Source organism: Pseudarthrobacter sp. NPDC055928 (genome assembly GCF_042270935.1).
Lineage (GTDB): Bacteria > Actinomycetota > Actinomycetes > Actinomycetales > Micrococcaceae > Arthrobacter.
On the sequence record NZ_JBHJZH010000004.1, the window covers coordinates 1 to 20,436 of the forward strand.

22 protein-coding genes and 2 tRNA genes are annotated in these 20,436 nt (G+C 65.0%); 10 read left to right on the plus strand and 14 right to left on the minus strand.

Features of this window, described 5'->3' with window-relative positions:
• Positions 1-46: 46 nt before the first annotated feature.
• A complete protein-coding gene (locus tag ACFC25_RS06750) occupies positions 47-793 on the minus strand; it encodes a phosphoglyceromutase (protein WP_337348095.1) in 747 nt (248 codons plus the stop codon).
• A gap of 89 nt (positions 794-882) precedes the next feature.
• Between ACFC25_RS06750 and ACFC25_RS06755 the strand changes: the two genes are divergently transcribed.
• The gene (locus tag ACFC25_RS06755; RefSeq protein WP_337351950.1) at positions 883-1,719 is read left to right on the plus strand and encodes a class I SAM-dependent methyltransferase; all 837 of its coding nucleotides are present in this window, start codon (positions 883-885) and stop codon (positions 1,717-1,719) included.
• 1 nt (position 1,720) lies between these two features.
• On the opposite strand, the gene ACFC25_RS06760 is transcribed toward ACFC25_RS06755, so the two are convergent.
• Together ACFC25_RS06760 and ACFC25_RS06765 are read right to left on the minus strand one after the other, a co-directional pair.
• Entirely contained in the window at positions 1,721-2,077 is a 357-nt protein-coding gene (locus ACFC25_RS06760; protein WP_376044557.1) for a DUF2516 family protein, read from the minus strand.
• Positions 2,078-2,083: 6 nt separating this feature from the next.
• A complete protein-coding gene (locus tag ACFC25_RS06765; protein WP_337351949.1) occupies positions 2,084-3,274 on the minus strand; it encodes an aminotransferase class I/II-fold pyridoxal phosphate-dependent enzyme in 1,191 nt (396 codons plus the stop codon).
• 116 nt (positions 3,275-3,390) lie between these two features.
• On the opposite strand from ACFC25_RS06765, the gene tmk reads away from it, so the two are divergent.
• The 7 genes from tmk (at position 3,391) to ACFC25_RS06800 (ending at position 8,718) form a co-directional block, all read left to right on the plus strand.
• A complete protein-coding gene (tmk, locus tag ACFC25_RS06770; RefSeq protein ID WP_337351948.1) occupies positions 3,391-4,047 on the plus strand; it encodes a dTMP kinase in 657 nt (218 codons plus the stop codon).
• Positions 4,044-5,186, plus strand: a complete 1,143-nt coding sequence (locus ACFC25_RS06775) for a DNA polymerase III subunit delta' (RefSeq protein WP_337351947.1) — start codon at positions 4,044-4,046, stop codon at positions 5,184-5,186. The genes tmk and ACFC25_RS06775 overlap by 4 nt, the downstream gene beginning before the upstream one ends.
• 24 nt (positions 5,187-5,210) lie before the next feature.
• Complete coding sequence (locus ACFC25_RS06780) at positions 5,211-6,776, plus strand: alpha/beta hydrolase (protein WP_376044558.1); 1,566 nt, start codon at positions 5,211-5,213, stop codon at positions 6,774-6,776.
• A gap of 96 nt (positions 6,777-6,872) precedes the next feature.
• Positions 6,873-6,945: transfer RNA gene (locus tag ACFC25_RS06785), tRNA-Thr, on the plus strand.
• A 117-nt stretch (positions 6,946-7,062) separates the two neighbouring features.
• Positions 7,063-7,467: a nuclear transport factor 2 family protein gene (locus tag ACFC25_RS06790; RefSeq protein ID WP_337351945.1), complete on the plus strand. Its 405-nt coding sequence runs from the start codon at positions 7,063-7,065 to the stop codon at positions 7,465-7,467.
• 66 nt (positions 7,468-7,533) lie between these two features.
• The gene (locus tag ACFC25_RS06795; RefSeq protein ID WP_376044559.1) at positions 7,534-8,493 is read left to right on the plus strand and encodes a hypothetical protein; all 960 of its coding nucleotides are present in this window, start codon (positions 7,534-7,536) and stop codon (positions 8,491-8,493) included.
• 39 nt (positions 8,494-8,532) lie between these two features.
• A complete protein-coding gene (locus tag ACFC25_RS06800) occupies positions 8,533-8,718 on the plus strand; it encodes a hypothetical protein (RefSeq protein ID WP_337348087.1) in 186 nt (61 codons plus the stop codon).
• A gap of 86 nt (positions 8,719-8,804) precedes the next feature.
• On the opposite strand, the gene ACFC25_RS06805 is transcribed toward ACFC25_RS06800, so the two are convergent.
• From ACFC25_RS06805 to ACFC25_RS06855, 11 genes are all read right to left on the minus strand, one after another.
• Positions 8,805-9,653, minus strand: coding sequence for an aldo/keto reductase (locus ACFC25_RS06805; protein ID WP_376044560.1), 849 nt, complete (start codon positions 9,651-9,653; stop codon positions 8,805-8,807).
• An 84-nt stretch (positions 9,654-9,737) separates the two neighbouring features.
• Positions 9,738-10,193 carry a hypothetical protein gene (locus tag ACFC25_RS06810; RefSeq protein WP_337348085.1) on the minus strand — a complete coding sequence of 152 codons (456 nt, stop codon included), beginning with the start codon at positions 10,191-10,193 and terminating at the stop codon, positions 9,738-9,740.
• A gap of 7 nt (positions 10,194-10,200) precedes the next feature.
• Positions 10,201-10,839 (minus strand): bacterial proteasome activator family protein, encoded by a 639-nt coding sequence (locus tag ACFC25_RS06815; protein WP_337348084.1) that lies wholly within the window; start codon positions 10,837-10,839, stop codon positions 10,201-10,203.
• A gap of 38 nt (positions 10,840-10,877) precedes the next feature.
• Positions 10,878-11,342 carry a GNAT family N-acetyltransferase gene (locus ACFC25_RS06820; RefSeq protein ID WP_376044561.1) on the minus strand — a complete coding sequence of 155 codons (465 nt, stop codon included), beginning with the start codon at positions 11,340-11,342 and terminating at the stop codon, positions 10,878-10,880.
• Between the two features lies 1 nt (position 11,343).
• Entirely contained in the window at positions 11,344-11,547 is a 204-nt protein-coding gene (locus ACFC25_RS06825; protein ID WP_337348082.1) for a YbdD/YjiX family protein, read from the minus strand.
• Entirely contained in the window at positions 11,547-13,847 is a 2,301-nt protein-coding gene (locus tag ACFC25_RS06830; protein ID WP_376044562.1) for a carbon starvation CstA family protein, read from the minus strand. Before ACFC25_RS06830 ends, ACFC25_RS06825 begins: the two co-directional genes overlap by 1 nt.
• Positions 13,848-14,076: 229 nt before the next feature.
• A complete protein-coding gene (locus tag ACFC25_RS06835) occupies positions 14,077-14,361 on the minus strand; it encodes a DUF1540 domain-containing protein (RefSeq protein ID WP_337348080.1) in 285 nt (94 codons plus the stop codon).
• A 137-nt stretch (positions 14,362-14,498) separates the two neighbouring features.
• Positions 14,499-17,384: an FtsX-like permease family protein gene (locus tag ACFC25_RS06840; RefSeq protein WP_376044563.1), complete on the minus strand. Its 2,886-nt coding sequence runs from the start codon at positions 17,382-17,384 to the stop codon at positions 14,499-14,501.
• Between the two features lies 1 nt (position 17,385).
• Entirely contained in the window at positions 17,386-18,123 is a 738-nt protein-coding gene (locus ACFC25_RS06845; protein WP_376044564.1) for an ABC transporter ATP-binding protein, read from the minus strand.
• The gene (locus ACFC25_RS06850) at positions 18,120-18,731 is read right to left on the minus strand and encodes a PadR family transcriptional regulator (RefSeq protein WP_337348077.1); all 612 of its coding nucleotides are present in this window, start codon (positions 18,729-18,731) and stop codon (positions 18,120-18,122) included. Before ACFC25_RS06850 ends, ACFC25_RS06845 begins: the two co-directional genes overlap by 4 nt.
• Positions 18,732-18,882: 151 nt before the next feature.
• Positions 18,883-19,866 (minus strand): NAD(P)H-quinone oxidoreductase, encoded by a 984-nt coding sequence (locus tag ACFC25_RS06855; protein WP_376044565.1) that lies wholly within the window; start codon positions 19,864-19,866, stop codon positions 18,883-18,885.
• A gap of 108 nt (positions 19,867-19,974) precedes the next feature.
• Here ACFC25_RS06855 and ACFC25_RS06860 point away from each other — a divergent pair.
• A tRNA-Ser gene (locus tag ACFC25_RS06860) sits at positions 19,975-20,062 on the plus strand.
• 3 nt (positions 20,063-20,065) lie between these two features.
• Positions 20,066-20,407 (plus strand): VOC family protein, encoded by a 342-nt coding sequence (locus ACFC25_RS06865; protein WP_376044566.1) that lies wholly within the window; start codon positions 20,066-20,068, stop codon positions 20,405-20,407.
• Positions 20,408-20,436: the final 29 nt, after the last annotated feature.

Here is a 20,436-nt window from a genome sequence, read left to right on the forward strand (position 1 = left end):
GTCACCTTGAGGTGACCGGCCCGCCGTCGTTATTTGCTTGGTACTCCTACTTCTTACCCTGGTTGGCTACGGCCAGGATGGCTTCCGCAGCGGCATCCGGGTCCAGGTACGTGCCGCCGCGCTTGACCGGCTGGAAGTCCTCGTCCAGGTCGTAGACCAGCGGGATGCCGGTGGGGATGTTCAGGCTGGCGATCGCTTCGTCGCTGATGCCGTCAAGGTGCTTGACCAAGGCGCGCAGCGAGTTGCCGTGGGCCGTGACCAGGACAGTCTTGCCGGTCTTGAGGTCTTCCTTGATGTCCGATTCCCAGTACGGCAGGAGGCGGACCAGGACGTCCTTCAGGCACTCGGTGCGCGGGAGAGCCGCGCCGAGGTCGGCGTAGCGGGGATCGTGCGCCTGGGAGAACTCGCTGTCGTCGTCCAGGGGCGGCGGCGGGGTGTCGTAGGACCGGCGCCATTCCATGAACTGCTCCTCGCCGTATTCGGCCAGGGTCTGTGCCTTGTCCTTGCCCTGCAGCGCACCATAGTGGCGCTCGTTCAGGCGCCAGTCGCGCTTGACGGGAATCCAGCCACGGTCGGCCTTGTCCAGGGCGATGTTGGCCGTGTTGATGGCCCGCTTCAGGAGCGATGTGTAAAGGATGTCGGGGAGCACATCGTGCTCGACCAGAAGCTCGCCGCCGCGTGCTGCCTCCTCGCGGCCTTGGTCGTTCAGGTCAACATCCACCCAGCCGGTGAACAGGTTCTTGGCGTTCCATTCGCTGTGGCCGTGGCGCAGCAGAATCAGCTTGTAAGTCATGATTTTCATCCTAGCTGAGCGCCGCTGCCGCCCGCCCAGCGTTACAGGGCAGGGTCACGCGGATCCGTCACGTTGGATAGGGTTGGGCGGTGGTTCAAAAAGCTGAACGGGTGGCCGCCCCCAAGATGGCCGGCACGAACAGGACCGCCAAACCGGTGGGGAACATTACCCGCGGCACTACCAACCCCAACCGCATGCGTCGCGTGGACCGCTGGCTCACCGGCCCCCAGGCCAGGCGCCTGCGCATGGCAGAGGATCCCCTGGTGGTCGACCTGGGCTATGGCGCAACGCCCGCCACCGCCGTCGAACTTTTTGAACGCCTTCGCACCATCCGGCCGGACGTCCGCGTGTGCGGCATCGAGATCGAACCGGAGCGTGTCCGCGCCGCGAAGGAGTTGGAAGAGCCCGGGCTGAGCTTCCTGGTGGGCGGTTTCGAACTGCCCGTGCCCGGCCGACCGGTGCTGGTCCGCGCATTCAACGTGCTGCGCCAATATGAGGAAGCGGATGTGGAAAGGATCTGGCGGCTGGTTCAGGGCAGGCTCGCCCCCGGAGGACTGTTCATTGACGGCACCTGCGACGAGATCGGCCGGCGCGTGACGTGGATTGCCCTCGACAGCGAGCGGCCGCTGTCCTTGAGCATGTCGGTGCGGTTCGGAAGTTTTGTGCTGCCCTCGGAGGTGGCGGAACGGCTGCCGAAAGCGCTGATCCACAGGAATGTCCCCGGTGAACGTATCCACGGCCTCATGGCGGCGATGGACCGGGCATGGCTGGAATCGGCGCCGCTGGCGCCGTTCGGAAACCGTCAGCGCTGGCACGCGATGTGCAAAACACTGCTCGACGGCGGCTGGCCCGTTCAGGACGGACCCTCGCGGTGGCGCCTGGGTGAACTTACAGTGGGCTGGGAAGCTGTAGCGCCGGGTGTCTAGGTCACCACGGCCCGTAGGGCCCGGTGTTGCGGCTGCCTCCGCGACCGGCGTCCTTCACTGCAGGACGGACGTCGGCGAGGTAGACCGAGGCGGCCACCACGGCGGCCAGGCCAAAGAGGCCCAGGGTGCCGAACAGGCCCCCGCCGCTGCCGAGGAGCGAGAAGACGCCCACGAGGGTGGCACCGCCGGTGAGGGCGAGCCAGAAGGTCTTGGTCCGCTTGCCGGTGGCTTCAAAAGCGTTCGACCTGTGCCGTGCGCAATCAACCAGCGCCCAGAGTTCAAGCCCGAGGGCCACCACGGCAAGGACAAAGAAAACTGCCCGCTCCACATAAAAAATCATCACTTGACCGTCCACCATCCCAGCCTAGCCTTCCAGCGAGTCGAGCGCCTGCTTCAAATCGGCCCAAAGGTCCTCAACGTTTTCGATTCCGACGCTGAGGCGCACCAGGTTCTCCGGAACGCTCAGCGGTTCGGCAGTGTGGCGGCGGCGCCGTTCGATCAGGGACTCCACGCCACCCAGGGACGTCGCAGGCAGCCACAGTTGCAGGGCACGGACAAGCGTGTCCGCGGCGTCGGCGCCACTGAGATCCCCGACCGGCGCGATCTGGATGCACACGATCGATCCGAAGCCCTTCATCTGGGCCTTCGCCCGTTCGTGGCCGGGATCATCGGCAAGCCCGGGGAAGTGGATGCTTTCGACCCGCGAGTGGGCGCCCAGCCGCTCGGCGAGGACCGCCGCCGATTCCTGCGAGCGTTCGATCCGCAGGGCCAGCGTCCGCAGGCCGCGCAGCGCCAGCCAGGCTTCGAACGGCCCGGCAATTGCCCCGTGGATGGTCCTGTGGTGCAGCAGCGCCGCGCGGATGTCCGGGTTTGGCGTGACCAAAGCACCCAGGACGACGTCGGAGTGCCCTGCGAGGTACTTGGTGACGGAATGGAGGACAACGTCTGACCCCAGGGCCAGAGGCTGCTGCACCAACGGAGTTGAGAACGTGTTGTCCGTGACAACGATCGCCCCGGCCCGGTGCGCGGCATCCGTGAGGGCAGGAATATCGGCGATGCCCAGCATGGGATTGGTGGGGCTTTCCAGCCACAACATGCTGGCCGTTCGGGCGTCCGGACCCTTCGGGGTGATCTGCTCCTTGACCGCTTCCGTGTCGGCGATATCCACTGTGCGGAGCTCAATGAAGCCCTTCTGGGCAAGCTCTGCGGCCATCACCAGCGAACCCGAGTAGCTGTGGGACGGCATGACCAGGACGCCGCCGGCGGGCACCAGGGACAGCGCTGAACTGACCGCCGCAAGTCCCGACGCGTACAACAGGCCCGGCAGAGCGGACCCTTCCAGCTGGCCGAGGGCCTCTTCAAAGGGGTCCCACGTGGGGTTGGCGTACCTGCCGTAGCCGCGGTCGCCGTCGGCCAGCGGTCCAGTGCCGAAATAGGTTGAAGAGAGCACGATAGGCGGGTTCACCGGTTCGTCCCGCTCACGTGCCGGCCGGCCGGCGGCGACAACCACGGTGTCGGCTGAAAGGGACGCGGCCTGGTGTTGGGTGAGACTCATGGGGCTAGCGTACTTCGGACCGCTGCCTCCCCAGAAAGCCGTTACCTGTGCGCCCGGGGACGGCAGCAGGCCAGGGCCCAGTCGGTGAATGTCAGTGGGGTCGGTAGGCTTGTTAGGTGACTATCCAGAGCCCCGGGCTTTTTATCGCGTTTGAAGGCGGCGACGGCGCCGGCAAGTCCACGCAGGCGGCCCGGCTGGCCGAAGCCCTGGAATCCCGCGGCCTGAAAGTGCTGCGGACCCGGGAGCCTGGAGGCACGCCCATCGGCGAGAAGCTACGTTCCCTGGTACTGGATCACGGCCACGGCCACATCGATGCCCACACCGAGGCGCTTATTTTTGCGGCGTCCCGCGCTGCACATGCAGGCCAGGTCATACGTCCCGCACTGGAGCGGGGAGACATCGTCCTCACGGACCGCTACATCGATTCCTCAGTTGCCTACCAGGGTGCCGGCCGTGACCTTGGCACCGAGGCGGTCCGGTTACTCAACGAATGGGCCACCGAAGGCCTTCGCCCCGATCTGACAGTCCTGCTGGACGTGGACCCGGCAGACGGCCGCCGCCGCCGCACCGCAGGGGACGCAGCCGAGGACCGCCTGGAATCCGAGGCCGATGAATTCCATGCCCATATCCGGGAAGCGTTCCTCCAGCTCGCGGCGTCCCGCCCTGAGGACTACTTGGTGCTGCCCGCACACCTCGACGTGACAGAACTGGGGGCACGGATCCTGGCCCGCGTGGATGCGCTCCTCGCCTCCTCCGGCCGCGGTGCGGCATGAGCGTCTGGGACGATCTCCAAGGCCAGCCCGCCGTCGTCGAACAGCTCCGGCAGGCTTCCCTCGGCGAGGGGCTGACCCATGCCTGGCTGTTCACAGGGCCGCCCGGTTCGGGACGTTCCAACGCTGCCAAGGCGTTCGCAGCGGCGCTGAACTGCGACCAGGACGACGTGACCCGCCGTGGCTGTGGAACCTGCCCCGCCTGCCTGACCATCCTGGGCGAGACGCATTCCGATGTAACGTTCGTCCGCACCGAAAAGGTCACTATCACCATTGATGAGGCCCGGGAACTGGTGTCCAAGGCGGGGAACAGGCCCTCGTCCGGCCGATGGCGGATCATCGTGGTGGAAGACGCGGACCGGATGGCCGAACGGACCACGAATGTGCTGCTCAAAGCCATCGAGGAACCCACGCCGCGGACCATCTGGATGCTGTGCGCGCCCTCGCCGGCGGACGTGCTGGTGACCATCCGCTCCCGCTGCCGCGCCGTGGCACTCCGGCTGCCACCTGCGGCGGACGTGGCCGCCCTGCTGGTCAAGCGCGACGGCGTTGATTCGGCGCTCGCCGAACAAGCCGCCCGGGCGGCCCAAAGCCATGTGGGGATAGCCCGCCGCCTTGCCCGGGACCCCGCGGCCCGGGAGCGCCGGCTGGAAACAGTGAAGTTCCCGCTGGGGCTGCGCGGCGTCACCGCCGCCGTGATGATGGCCGAAAAGCTGGTGAAAATCGCAACGACAGAAGCGAACAGCTCCAACGAAGAGCGCGACGCCGCCGAGAAGGCTGCACTCCTTGCCACGCTGGGTGCGCCCGAATCGGGAACGCTGCCGCCAGCAATGCGCAGCCAGGTCAAACAGCTCGAGGACGACCAGAAGCGGCGGGCCAAACGTTCCATCACCGATTCCCTCGACCGGACCCTGACGGACCTGCTTTCCTTCTACCGGGACGTACTCATCATCCAGCTCGGGAATGCTGTGGAGCTGGTGAACGTTGAGCTGAGGGGTGAACTGGAGGAATTCGCCTCCCGGTCCACCCCGGAGGTCACCCTCGCCCGCATGGATGCAATCAACAAAGCCCGGGAACGCATCACCACTACCAACGTTGCTCCGCTGTTGACTATTGAGTCCATGGCAGCCAGCCTGATCTAGCCCCCTTACAAGGAGACACTCTCGATGACTGCTCGCCCCCTGCCCGTACGCCCCCGGTCCCTGGGGATTGGAGTGCGGGCCGCCGGCGCCCTGGTCCTGGCCATGGTGCTGGCTTCGTGCACCCTTTTTGACGGTGGGAAACAGGAGCAGGGCAGCGCGACAGCCAAGGCAGATCCGTCGATCGTCGCTGCGGCGCCGGAAGGACTCGATTCCTTCTACTCGCAGGAGGTCGTGTGGGAGCCCTGTGAAAGCGGCTTCCAATGTGCCAAGATCACCGTGCCCATGGATTACGAAAAGCCCGACGGCGAGACGATCCAGATTGCTGCCCTGAAGGCTGCGAGTACGGGCAAAAAGACCGCGACCCTGCTGGTCAACCCGGGAGGGCCGGGCGCATCCGGCTACGACTTCGTCAAGGATGCTGCAGGCACGCATTTTTCCAAGCCCGTGCGCGACAGCTATGACCTGGTGGGATTCGATCCCCGGGGCGTGAAGCGGTCGTCCCCTGTTACCTGCATGACCGATGCCGAACGCGACGCCGCCCGCGCCAAAATCTACGCCCTAGACACCGACGCCGGGCTGGCCGCCGCCTTGGCGGATAACAAGGCCATCGCTGCTCAGTGCGCCGAGCAGACAGGTCCGGCCCTGGGGCTCATCGACACCGTCAGCTCGGCCAAGGACCTGGACATCCTGCGCGCCGTTGTCAACGACAACAAGCTGAACTACCTGGGTTACTCCTATGGCACGTTCCTGGGCTCCACTTATGCTTCGCTATTCCCTGACAACGTGGGCCGTATGGTCCTGGACGGCGCCCTGGATCCGTCCATCAGCAATGAGGAACTCACCAGCGGGCAGGCCCGTGCCTTTGAAAAGGCCATCCGGGCCTATGTTGCCGACTGCCTCCAGGAGGACGGCTGCCCCCTGAACGGTACCGTGGACGACGGCGTCCAGCAGATCCGTGACCTCATCGGCGCAGTCCAGCAGACGCCGCGTACGGCCAAGGACGGACGCCTGGTGAATGCCAACATGTTAGTCAGCGGACTCATCACGCCGCTCTACAACGACGCAAGCTGGCCTGCCCTGACCCAGGCCCTTGATGCCGCCATGACGGGCGACGTGAGCCTGATGCTCCGGCTCGCCGACCTCGGCGCGGACCGCACTTCGAACGGTACGTACTCGTCCAACTCAACCTTCGCGTTCAACGCCATCAACTGTCTGGACTACCCGATGGTCTCGGACACGGCAGGCATGCGTGCCGAGCAGCAGCGCCTGATGAAGGACTCCCCCACTTTGGGATACTTCTTCGCCTACGGAGGCACGAACTGCGTGGACTGGCCGTTCTCGAGCGTGCGGACCCCTGCCCCCGTGGAATACAGCGGTGAGGCCCCCATCGTGGTGATTGGGACCACGGGCGACCCCGCCACGCCAGTGGAATGGGCAGCGTCCCTGCGGAAGCAACTGGGGAATGCGTCCCTGCTGACCTGGCAGGGTGAGGGACACACGGCCTACGGCAGGTCCAACGACTGCATTGGGGACGCCGTGGACAGCTACCTCGTGGAAGGCAAGGTTCCCGCCGACAACACTGTCTGCTGAGCAGGCCGTGGCGTCCATTTTGACCCGGGCGCAGGGACTCTATTACAGTTGACTCTTGCATGAAGCAGCCGGTTTCTTCCGGTCACCTCATGCGGTGCTTCCTTAGCTCAGTCGGTAGAGCGTTTCACTCGTAATGAAAAGGTCATCAGTTCGATTCTGATAGGAAGCTCGGGATAAACCCCGTGTTGTCGTTGATTTCGACGATGACGCGGGGTTTTTCGCTGGTTAAGCCGGACCCTGCATTTTTGAGGATGCGCAAGCGGCCGGGCCGGGGGCATACTGAGGCATGAGCGAGCGCGACGACTTCCTGGCGTGGGTGAAGTCCGCGCTGTATCAGGCGGAACTGGCCCTGCACAACGGCGACTCAGGACCACGCCGGGCGCTCTGGTCCCGTAACGAACCCGTCAGCGTCCTGGGTGCATGGCGCAATGCCCACGGGCAGCAGGAACTGGACGGGCTATTCACAGCGCTGGCAGCGGGCTTCTCCGACTGCGCTTCCTATGAGTTCGAGCTCCTGGCATACGACGTTGTGGGCAATATGGCCTATACCGCCGGATTGGAACACACCTCCGCCTCTGTCAACGGTGCGCCGCGCACGTATACCCTGCGGGCCACCCAGGTCTACCGACGCGAAGGCGGCGAATGGAAAGTCGCCCACCGGCATGGCGACACCGTGGGCGAAGACGCGTAGCTAACTCCGGCCAAATGCCACTGGCGCGTTAAGACCCACCCACTGAAGCCAACCTATGATGGCGTCATGAATGACCACGAGCTGGCCGAAATTGCCAATGCACTCTACGCGCTGCCGCTCGAGGAGTTCATAGCCGCCCGCACGGCTGCAGCGAAGAAGGCAGCCGGAGCCGCAGAAGGACTTCCCGCCGCCGTGCGCGCCTTACCCAAGCCTTCCGTGGCTGCCTGGGCGGTTAATATGCTCGCTGCGCACCAGCCGGACATCCTGGCTCAGCTCAACGAGTTGGGCGGACGCATGCGCGCCGCCCAGTCCTCCCTTGACGCGGCTGAGATGAGGGAGCTGGGACGGGAGCGCCGCACGCTGCTGGCCTCAGCGGTGGATGCCGCCTGCTCCGTCGCGGAACAGCATGGGCGACGGATCAGCGGAACCGTGGCAACCGCCGTCGAAGAAACGCTCCGGGCGGTAACAGCCGATGAAGGGGCGGCCGCCGCCGTCCAGAGCGGGCGGCTCCTGCAGGTCCTGTCCGCCGACGGCGTGGACACCGTTGACCTCGACGGCGCCGTGGCCGTCCCGGGGGCGGTGGCAGCTCCACAGGCGGCCGGACGCATCCCCGCCAAAAGGAAGAAGCCGGATACGACGGCGGATGTCCCGTCTGCCGCTAAGTCGGATAAGCCGCGCCTCCAGGCCGTGCGGCAGGCACCGCGGCCAGCGTCGCCGTCGGCCCTTGAAAAGGCCCAGGACGCGGAGCGAACGGCGGCTGGAGCCGCCGACGAAGCAGCACGGCAGGCACAGGAACGGCGCGACGAGCTGGCGGCGGCGGAAGCCGACTTTGTACGCCTCGCCCACGAGGCACAGGAACTCCGTTCCCGGCTCAAGGCCACTGAGGAGGCGCTGGAACGCACGCGGAAGCTACGGGAGACTGTTGCCGCGGAGGCCAAACAGGCCGCCCGCGCGGCGGACAAAGCGCAGCGCTCTGCAATGCTGGCGCGTGAACGTGTCCTCCGGCTGGGCAACACGCGGAGCTGATGCGCCGTTATTGTCAGACCCCGGTTGCACACTGGATTTATGGAAAACCAACTCGTTCAGGAATTTCACGTCACGTACTTCGACGCCGATTGCGGCCGGATCCGGTCAGAGAGCTTTGACACCCGTGAAGAAGCCGAACGCTTCGCGGACCGCTCCTGCACCGCTGAGGACTCCTGGGCCGTGATCGACTCCGTCGCAATCGAGCAGGCCCGGATCGCCGCATAAAACAGAAAGCCCTGCCCAGCCCGGACAAGCCGGGAGGGCAGGGCTGCCGGCACTCCATCAGGGAGCGCCACGCCTGTTTTGGAGCTTTAGGCGAAGTCGGAGACTGCTGGGTCCGGGCCGATGCGGCCCTCGCCGCGTGCGCTCCGGTCCAGTCCGTTAATGGCTTCAATGTCGCCGCTGTCGAGGGTGACCTCCAACGCCGCAAAGTTTTCCCGGATGCGGGATTCCGTGACCGACTTCGGGATGACCACGTTGCCTACGGCCAAGTGCCAGGCAATGACCACCTGCGCCGGGCTGGCCTGGTGCTTGGCAGCAATGGCCGCCACTATTTCATCTTCCAGGAGCTCGCCACCCTGGCCGAGCGGAGACCACGCCTGGGTGAGGATCCCCGCGGACGCACCGAACTCACGCAGTTCCCGCTGGCTGAAGTACGGGTGCAGTTCTATCTGGTGGATGGCCGGAGCCACGCCGGTTTCGTCGATGAGGCGCTGCAGGCCCTCAATAGTGAAGTTCGAGACACCGATGGAGCGGACACGGCCGCGCTTCTGGAGTTCAATCAATGCCTTCCAGGTGTCCACGTACTTGTCCTGTTTGGGCTGCATCCAGTGGATCAGGTACAGATCCAGCGTCTCGAGGCCCAGCCTGTCCATTGATTCCTCGAAGGCCGCCAGCGTGGCCTCGTAGCCCTGGTCCGAGTTCCACAGCTTGGTGGTGATGAAGATTTCCTCGGCGGAAAGGCCGGAGGACGCGATCGCGCGGCCAACGCCTGCCTCGTTGCCGTAGATCTTGGCGGTGTCAATATGGCGGAAGCCAGCCTCGAACGCCTGGCGTACAACCTTCTCGGCGACACCGTCCTCAACCTGCCACACACCGTATCCGAGCTGGGGAATAGTGTGTCCGTCGTTAAAAGTAAGTGTGGGGGTAGAAGAAGTCATTCAGCCATCGTGCCAAATGTCCGGCCCCGTCCGCAGCCAAATAGCGGCCGCTAAGCCACACGCGTAAACGGGAATACTCTCGGGCTATGGACCAGCGGCGTCCTCGGCAAGGCGGCGTTCGGCGTCGGCCACCTGTTCGAACACTGATTCAGCGCGCCTCCGGACGGACGCGGCTCCCACAGGAACCGGGCCCACGGCCAGGCGCAGCATCGCAGCCGCCTCTGCAGTAGTGGCCAGCGAATTTCCGGCTTTGGAAAGGGAGCGGTGGACGCCCGCGAGCGACCCCGGAATGTCCAGGCCGTCGCTCGGCGAACGGCGCTGGGCCTCCACGCAGATCAGGCGGACCCGGTCAAGGAGTCCTGCCAGTTCGTTGGCGATCTCAACCAGTTCGGCGTACAACTGGTCGTCCTCGACGCCCTCCAACACCTGGTGGTACCGGTCAAGGCCACGATGGAACCTGTCGTGGGCCCGACGCCACAGGCCCTTGCCAAGTTCGGCGTCGTCTTTGCGCCCCTGGCGGGCGCCGGTAAAGAATCCCAACAAGAACCTACAGGTACTGGCCGGGACCGTGGTCCGGTTCCTGCGGCTGTCCCGGCTGTCCCGGCTTTCCAGGTCCGTGGCCCTGAGCTGCGGCAGAAGCACGCTGCGGCTCACCATTTTCGCCAATGACGACGCCCGGAGCAATCACCGTTCCCGGCGGAAGCTGCCTGAGCTGGAGCTGGGCTGCGGCGTGCTCCCTCGCGGCATGCTGGGCCGCGATGGCCGCCTGGATTCCGTGGAAAAGGCCTTCCAGCCAGCCCACCAGCTGGGCCTGGGCGATGCGGAGCTCGGCGTCGGAGGGCGTGCCATTGTCCGGAAAGGGCAGGCTGATCCGTTCCAGTTCCTCGATCAGCTCGGGCGCCAGCCCGTCTTCCAGCTCCTTGATGGAGCGTTCGTGGATCTCGGCCAGGCGTCCCCGGGCGGCATCGTCCAGCGGCGCAGCTTTGACTTCCTCCAGCAGCTGGCGGATCATCGTGCCGATCCGCATGACTTTCGCGGGTTCGTCCACGAGGTCCTGAAGGCTCGTCTTCGACTTCGCACCGGCGCCTGCCTCGGCACTACCCTGCACTGGAAGCCCTGCGGACTCGAGAGTTGTGCCCTCCACAGGGAGGGCTTCTGATGGCTGAGTGTCTTTCGGATCGCTCATGCGTTCATACTCTCACGAGCCGGCGGCCCCAAAGCCAGTCAATGAAGCTGCTTGACCAGAATGGAGCCCTCGTCCGTGATGAAGCCTGATTTGAGGTAGAAACCCACCGCATAGGTGTTCGCCGGAACCCAGACCTCCAACACCTCGCTGCCAGCCATCCAGAACTCCATCGCCGACAACAGGGCGGACCCGATTCCCTGGCGTCGCCAATCGAGGTGGACACCCATCTCCATCAGCAAGAGCTCGGCCCAGGGGCCGGCGGTGCGCCTGCGCTGGACAAAGCAGTGCAGGAAGCCCACAGTCAGGGAGCCGTGCTCGGCGACCCAGAACAGCACTGACGGATCGGCAAGGAAGTCCCGGGCGCCGTCGGGCGTTAATGCCCCCGACGGCGCCACAGAGGGATCCTCGTCAAACAGGTTGTCAGCCTCTGAGAGCGTATTGAAAAGCTCCGCATCCTCCGGACCGAGCCTGCGGATTGCCACCCCGGCAGGCAGTCCCGTCACTTCAGCAGCACCTGCCTTGCGGGTTGGTGTCCTGGCGGTCCGTGCGGTCCCGCCAGAACTCACGTTCAGTCAGTGGTGGCTCCCGGTGTCCCGCCGCACGGTGGTACTCCACGTACTTGGAGTACGCGTCAGCGCCCAGTACGCCGCCAAGGTAACGGGAAATTCCGCGGAATCCCGTGACAATGGCGGTCAGGCCGGGGTTCATCAGTGGTGCCGTGCCTTTTCGAACCGGAGGTCCGCCGGCAGTTTGTTCCATTCAGCCATGAGTTCCCTTTCCGCTGGCGTGGGGATGATCCCTGCTGGCGCGAAAACCCTGGACGGGCGGGCTTGGTCCTCGTGGTCCCTGTTCGCAATTCCGGCTTGGTGGTTTCGGAAGGCCTTGGCAGTAGCCAGGAGAGCTGTGGCAATCACGATAATGCTGAGGACCACAAAAATGACGGACAACCAGCCCTGGATCGCAGTGTTACGGACCACCGCTTCCATGGCCACCACGGTCTTGGCGGTACCAAATTCGGTCTTGCCGTCAGCGAGGGCCTTGGAGAAGGCTGCGTTGTTCGCGAAGTAGCCAACGGCGGGGACCGGGGAGAAGATCTTCTGGAAACTGGCGGTAATCGTGACCACCGCAGCGAAGGCCAACGGCAGGGCCACAATCCACAGGTACTTGAAGGTTCCACGTTTGGCGACGATGGCCAGGCACACCGACAAGGCAATGGCAGCCAACAACTGGTTGGCGATGCCGAACAGCGGGAACAGCGTGTTGATGCCGCCGAGGGGATCCGTCACACCCATCAGGAGTACGGCACCCCAGGCGCCTACCATGATGGCGGTGCACAGCCATGCGCCGGGGCGCCAGGAGTGCTCCTTAAACTTCGGAGCAAAGTTTCCGATCGAATCCTGCAGCATAAAGCGGGCAACGCGCGTGCCGGCGTCAACAGCGGTGAGGATGAACAGCGCCTCGAACATGATGGCGAAGTGATACCAGAAGGCCATCATGGCCGTGCCGCCGATGAACTGCTGCATGATGTGGGCCAACCCCACTGCGAGGGTGGGAGCTCCACCCGTCCGCGAGACAATGCTTTCTTCGCCGACGTTCCGGGCCGTCTCCGCCAAAAGATCCGGGCTGATGTTTACACCCGCCAGGCCCAGGCTGTTAACCCAGGTGGCGGCCGTTTCCACTGTTCCGCCGGTCAGGGCTGCGGGGGCGTTCATGGCGAAGTAGAGGCCGCGGTCGATGGAGATTGCCGCGACGAGGGCCATGATTGCCACGAAAGACTCCATCAGCATCCCGCCGTAGCCAATAAAGCGTGTCTGCCGCTCCTTCTCCACGAGCTTGGGCGTGGTGCCGGAAGAGATCAGCGCGTGGAAGCCTGACAACGCGCCGCAGGCGATGGTGACGAAAAGGAACGGGAACAAAGCACCGGGGAAGACCGGCCCGTTCTCCCGGCTGGCAAACTCGCTGAAGGCCGGAACCGTGATTTCGGGCCGGACCACGATGATGGCCAGCGCGAGCATCACGATCACGCCGATCTTCATGAAGGTGGAGAGGTAGTCACGCGGTGCCAGCAGGAGCCATACCGGAAGGATGGCGGCAATAAAGCCGTAGATAATGAGGCCCCAAGCGATGGTCACCTTGTCCAGGGTGAAGAAGGCTGCGCCCCATTCCGTCTCGGCAACAAGGCCGCCGCCGATGATGGCGGCCATCAGCAGCACAAAGCCGATGAGTGAGACTTCCATGACCTTGCCGGGCCTGAGGAACCGTAGGTAGACGCCCATAAACAGCGCGATGGGAATAGTCATGCCTACGGAGAAGACGCCCCACGGGCTTTCGCCCAGGGCATTGACGACGACGAGCGCCAGGATGGCGACAATGATCACCATGATGAGCAGGGTGGCGATGAGCGCAGCGGTACCGCCGATGACGCCCAGTTCCTCGCGCGCCATCTGGCCCAGGGAGCGTCCGCCGCGGCGCATGGAGAAGAACATCACCAGGTAATCCTGAACGGCTCCGGCGAGGACGACGCCGACGACGATCCAGATGGTGCCCGGGAGGTAACCCATCTGGGCCGCGATGACCGGGCCAACCAGCGGTCCGGCACCGGCGATAGCAGCAAAATGGTGGCCGAACAGGACGTTGCGGTCGGTCCGGACGTAATCCCTGCCGTCGGCCTTGTATTCGGCGGGAGTCGCACGCCGGTCGTCAGGCCTAGTGATGTAGCGTTCGATGACCTTCGAATAGAAGCGGTATCCGATGAGGTACGTGCAGACCGAAGCGAACACGAACCAGATCGCGTTGACCGTCTCGCCCCGAATGATGGCCACCATGAACCAGGCAACGCCGCCAAGCAGGGCGATGGCTGCCCAGAGCGCAATCTTGGCGGGGGTCCATTTCTTTTCCTCGGCCTCCCGGATGGTTTCGTCAACGGCAGTTGCCGGTAGCTTCGGGTCAGTGGCCAGTCGGCCGCCCCCCGACCGCGGGTCACTCAGTTCATCTGGCGTTCCGGCCATGTCTCCTCCTTGAGATTTCCTTCGTCAGTGATTTGCTCCTTGGCACCCTACCAACGGCGCGCCCACGGAAGGCCGGCACTGCGGCCGGGTCGCGTGTCCTTGCGATGAACGGCGGGCACGAAGCGAGAAGCGGTGGACCCGCAGGGTGGTAGCTGGCGCCGTTCCGTGCTGAGCGCACGGAAGGCCTCCGTCCGGGGTTCCCCGGACGGAGGCCTTCAGCGTTCGGGTCTTACGCGTGCGAGTACGTGAGGCAATCCGCGTTGTCAACGCCGGGGCCCACATGGACTTCAGGGGCATTGCACATCAGATGGTCATTGTGGACACACTCGGACCGCTGGCACGCTCCAACATCTGCCAGGACCTTGGGCAGTCCGCCGTGCGTGCCGGTATCGATGAAGGTGGCGCAGCTGGCGTGGTCAGTACTCCCAGCAACCGTGATGGCATGGGCTGTGCAGCCTTCGTGGTCATTGAAAGAGCAACGGGTAACACTGCAATCGGCAACATGAGTTGTCATAAGAGGTTCCTCCGTATCCGGCTGCCCGGGTTGGACAGCGTCCTGCCCCCCACGGTAGGCCCGTTCGCCCCAATCAAAAAGACCCAACTATGTGACGTAATTCCGCTTAATGCCGGGGCCCGCAGTTGTAAGGCACCTCAGGTCCCAACCTCTCTCCGGGACATCGGCAGCTTCGTGCGGGTAAACAGCCAGGCCAGCGCTGCACCGGTCAGCGGCACGGCCACCAGCAGGGCCGCAAGCTGGAGCCAGGGAACGACGGCGGTACGCGCCAGCCCGGTGGCAGTCACGAGCAGTACCGCGGGCACTATCCCGGCAACGCTTCCGAGTACGGTTCCAAGCCCTGCGGTCATCAGCGCCTGCGAACCTGCGAGCGCCTTCCTCAACCCGGGCGCCGCTCCCACACCCGCAAGCGTCACGTGGTCTTTCCGCGAATCCGCCATGGAAAGGCCGGTGGTGATGCCTGCCGCGCTGAGGGTGATCAGCGCACCCAGTCCCACAATGGACCAGAGTATGAGCGAGGAATCCCGTTCTGCTCCGCGCTCCACGATCAGGGTTGTGTACTGGTTCCCATAGACAACGGCAAGGGCGGAGGACGCCTTATCCGTCCGGACGGCGTCGGGAAAGGCACTGAGTTGGACCAGCATGGCGCCATCTTCGGCGTGCATGCCCGCCGCGGCTGCAGTTTCAGGGGACACGATTCCGTAGTAGGGAACTTTGACGTCCGGCTCCAGCACGGCCGCTGCCACCTCCTCTTGGTATCCCTGGAAGGCCTGGGCATTGGCAACGCCCTGCGAGGGTTTTCGCACATCCTGCGCCACCAGTGCCACCTGGCCATTGCGGACGAACACGGGATTAGTCACCACCATCCCGCCGGCGGCAAGTACATCCCGCGCTTCGGCCGTTGGCGCCTTTCCCAGGAGTTTCTCCACGTCATCCACTGTCCCCACCACGATCGAGCCGACGCTTCCCTGGCTTGCATAGGGACGCATGGCGCCCTGGCAGCGCCAGTCGTCGGGATCGAGGACGCGCTGACCGGCCGTCATCGGACACTCGTTGCCTTCCGGCACCGCAAGCGAGTACTGCAGGCAGCTGGACGTAGGGGTCTGGGCAGGCGTGGACCCCACCAGTTCGGGACGCATCTCGCAGTTCCGGATATTGGGTGTGCGAAGAACCCGGGTCCATTCGACCGTATCCAGGGCTCCGCTCAGTGCCGTTGCAACTGCGGCAGGGTCCATCTTTTTCGGTTCCGGCATAGTTCCATCAGCCAGCATGGGCTGTCCGGCGAGCAGGGGCACTACGGCCTGGTTCTTCAGCGCCGACCAGTAGTGGTTTTCCTGTTCATTCGCCTGTTGGCTGGACGCCAGGACCATCGCGGCGCTGGCCAGCGTGGCGGCTGCGAGGACGGCGGCGACCGCGGGCACCGTCCTGCTGCGGTTTCGCGACGAATCCCGGGCCGCCATGCGGGCAGCAAGCGGCAGCTGCCCCGATCGCCGGGCGAGGAAAGCGACCACGCTCCCGGTCAGGAGGACCAGGGAGACAACACCCAGGACGGCACCTCCCAGCAGGAACCAGGCAATGACCGGTGTCCTGGAGATAAACACGTCCGGATCTTCACTGGAAAGGGCAAGCCAGCTGCCCGCGGCCAGTGCGGCGGCCGCCACTCCGAGCAGGACAACGCCCAGGACCGCAGGCCGCTTGCCGGCAGGGAGAGGTGCCCGTCCCGATTTGAGAGCGCCGAGAACGGCTTGGCGTGCCACCTGCCGCGCGGGAGCCACAGCTGCCAGCAGGCAAGCGGCGAAGCCCATGACCATCGCCGCGACAGTCAGGAGCGTGTCCGGATGGAAGCCCGGGAAACGGACCGATCCATTCGCGCGCGCCACAAAAACGACGACGGCGGACGCCACCAGTCCCGTGGCCACACCGGCCGTAACGGCAATGCCGCCCAGCCACAACGAAGCGGCCATCACCACCGAGCGGATGGTGGGAGTTTCTGCTCCTGAAGCCGCCAGCAGGGCCAGTTCGCGAACCTGGCCTTTGGCACCGACCGCAAACGCCGCCCCCGCGAGCAGCCCCACCTCGAGCAGCGCCAATGCACCCAGGAACGCACCCGTCACGTACGCGGCGAACGGCGTGGAGTTGTTGAACTGCGCTGATGCGCCATCCGCTCCCAATTGGTCCTCCGGCGGCGGATTCAGCGCAACGGACCGGGACAGCACCGCCACGCCCGCGGCATTAGCCTCACGGACCTGGTTCCAGGTAACAGGTTCCGGTCCCACCACGTAGTACAGGGTGGACTTGACCACCACCGGCGATGCCTCGCCCGGGGCGGAATCCGCTGGGGCCGGGTCATCCAGGCCGCCTTGACCCGGCTTGAGGTACACGATGGAATTGCTGTCCGAGTACCCGGCATCCCGTAGGGTCCCCACTACAACGAACGTTCCGGCCGAGGTGGCGAGTTCCTCCCCCAGTTCCAGCCCGAACCGGTCCAGCAGGCCAGGTGAGACCAGCATTTCGGCGTCGGTTCCGGGCGCCCGGCCCTGGAGCAGGGTGTACTTGCCGTGGAAGGCCGGCGCCAGCGCGTCCACCGCCCGTCCCACCAACGGCACCTCTGCGGCGCCCGACTCAGCGGTCAGGTCAAGGGTAGTCTCGGGCAGCACGGAATAGCCGTCGGGCACCAGCTCCTGCGGATCCTTCGGTGTGAAATCCGGGTCCTGGTCCCAGTTGCCGGAGGCTATCCGGGTTTCGTCCACGGGGTCCTGGACCATCTGGCCGTTTGTCATCGCCATGGGCCGGAAGCGGGCCTGGGTGCCGCCCAGTTGATACTGCACGCGCTCCGCTGCAGTCTCCTGCGTGCTCTGGAGGAGCGTCACTGCACCGGTCATGGCTGCCACAGGCAGCATGATCAGCAGGATAATCAGGAGGGAACGTCCCTGATGGCGGCGGAGATCGCGCCTGGCCATGCGCATCGCCACATGGAAAGCCTGCCGGCGCCCTCCCGGGGCCGGCTTTAGGTCAAGCGCCACGTCAGTATCCGGCCTGCGCCAAAAGCATGGCGGGGTCGTGCATGGCAGCGGCCTGGTCCACGATCCTGCCGTCCCGGAGGAAAACCACACGATCAGCCCAGGCGGCGTGCCGGGCCTCATGGGTTACCAGCATCACGGCCGCCCCGGCGTCCGCGCGGGAGCGGAGCACCTCCATCACGCCTTGGCCAGTGGTGGAATCCAGCGCCCCTGTTGGCTCGTCGGCCAAAATCAGCCGGCGGTCGCCCACGAAGGCACGGGCAATGGCCACGCGCTGCTGCTGCCCACCCGACATTTCGTCCATGAAACGCTCGGCGAGCTCCGGGATGCCCACTTGCCGCAAGGCGTCCAGTGCCTGCCGCTGCGCCTTCTTCACGGCCGTCCCGTCCAGCTCCAGTGGCAGTGCCACGTTTTCGGCTGCGGTCAGCGTGGGGACGAGGTTGAAGTCCTGGAAGACGTAGCCCACCGCCCGGCGGCGCAGCCGCGCCAGTTCATTCAGCCCCAATCCACCCAGCGGCGTGGACTCCACAAAAACACCGCCCGACGTCGGCCGGTCCAGTCCGCCGGCCAGCGCCAGCAGTGATGATTTCCCCGAACCTGACGGTCCCATGACGGCGACGAACTCGCCGGCGCTGACGGTGAGGTCAACCTCCCGCAAGGCAGCGACCGCCGTCGCGCCTTCACCAAAGGTCCTGCTGACATTTGCAAGTTCCAGGACCTGTTGCGGCCCCTTGACGCTCACCGGCGGCTATCCGCGATGAGCGGGGCAGCCTCTTCCGAAGTGACCCCGTTGGACGATTTACGTACTGCTCCCTGGCCGGCGGACTGTGCCTGCTGCACCATCCGCGCTTCGCAGAGATCCAGCCAGCGGACCTCCGCTTCCGTCTGGAAGATCAGTGAATCCAGCACCAGCAGCCAGGCGGTGTCTGCCGACCGCTGGCTTGCGGCAGTATCCCGCCGAGCCTTGGTGTAGTCCTGCAGCGCCCGGATTGACGCCACGCGCTGGGCCTGGATGATTGCCTGGACGTCTACGCCCGGGAGCGTCACTGCCAGCGCCAGCTTGATGGCCAGTTCGTTCCGCGGCGGGTTGGTGCGCTCCACTGGCGCTGCGAACCAGCCCTGCACTTCCGCTTTCCCGGCAGGGGTGATGCTGTAGACCACGTGGCCTTCGCCGTCGCCGCCGTCATTGCTGACCAGGCCATCACGTTCCAGCCGGTCCAGCGTGGTGTAAACCTGCCCGATATTGAGGGGCCAGGTGGTTCCGGTCCGGTTCTCGAACTCAACCCTGAGCTGGTAGCCGTAACGCGGCTGGTCCTGCAGCAGGGCGAGGAGGCTGTGGCGGATTGACATGATGCTCCTAGCGGTGGCGTCAGCGTCGGTATGCACGGACCCCCAAGACCCGTGCATACCGCGTATGGAGTGACCCTAGTCCACTTTCGGCGCCAACGCAATACTGAGTATTCACCGGCCGTTTCGGAGCCGCCCGTAGCACGGACGCCGACTACATGACCAGAAGGACCTTGCCCACGTGTTCGCCGCCGTCGAAGTACTTGTGCGCCGCCCGAACCTGGTCCAAGGGGAAAGTCTTGGCAACAAGCGGCCTGATCTGGCCGTTCGTGATCAGCGGCCACACGGACTCCCTGACGGCGTTCATGATGGCACCCTTTTCCGCCACGGGGCGCGGCCGCAGCGCAGTGGCCACCACCGCCGCGCGCTTCCTCAGCAGTTGACCGAGGTCCAGTTCGCCTTTCGCCCCGCCCTGCAGGCCGATCACGATCAGTCGTCCGTAGTCCGCCAGTGCGTCAACATTCTGGGGAAGATACTTCGCCCCCACCACATCCAGGATCACGTCCGCGCCCTTGCCGCCGTTCTGGCGCCTCAGGCTCTCCGGAAAGTCCTCCTCGGCATAGTTGATGGCTATGTCCGCTCCCAGGAACGCCTTTGCTGTGCCTACTTTTTCGTCATTGCCGGCCGTGGTGGCAACCCGTGCCCCCAAGGCTTTGGCAAGTTGGATGGCCATGGTGCCGATACCTCCAGTCGCCCCGTGGATGAGCACTGTCTCGCCGGCCTGCAACTGCGCCGTCATGACCAAGTTCGAGTAGACCGTGGCAGCGACCTCAGGCAGGGATGCCGCCGTGACCACGTCGACGCCGTCGGGAATCCGCAGGACCTGTTCTGCCGGAACGGCCACCTGCTGCGCGTAGCCCCCGCCTGCCAGCAGCGCCACTACTTTGTCACCGACCGAGAATGGTTTACTGACGCCGGGGCCGAAGCCGGCGATCCTGCCGGAGACTTCCAGGCCCGGGATCTCGGAAGCACCCAGGGGCGGAGGGTAGAACCCCCTTCGCTGCTGCACATCTGCGCGGTTAAGGCCGGCAGCGACGACGTCGATCAATACCTCGCCCTGCCCCGGAGTCGGAGCGTCCACGTCGCGGACTTCCAGCACCTCCGGACCACCAGGTTCTGAAATGTAGACGGCTTTCATGGAGAACTCCCGTTTCTTGCTGATTCGTGCCCCAAAACCAGTGTGCACTGGACGCACGCCAGACTCTGTTTTGTTGCAGCCAACTGCCTATGAAACACTACTCGTTAGGGAAGGTTGTCCGAGCGGCCGAAGGAGCTAGTCTTGAAAACTAGTGTGCGGTAACCCCGTACCAAGAGTTCGAATCTCTTACCTTCCGCGAATGGAACCCCGGTTCACCAGTTTTCTGGCGAACCGGGGTTCCGTCGTTTCCGGGCTCCGGTACACCACCCCCGGCGCCGGGGACGCAGCCAAGGCCGGCCTCATGGATGCCTCCGGTCATCTCCCGGCAGATGTCCCGTCCAACTGGCAGATTTACTTCGCGGTGGAGGACGCCGACGCAACGATCGAAAAAGCTGTATCCCTCGGAGCGGCCGTCATCGACGGTCCGTATGATTCGCCCTTCGGCCGGTTCGCCACGCTGGCCGACCCCACCGGCGCCATGTTCAAGATCGTCGCGGACAACGTGCTCGTCGCTAATGCTGTGCATTCCCCGGAGGCCTGAAACCATTAGCCTCACGGCTCCAAGCTGAA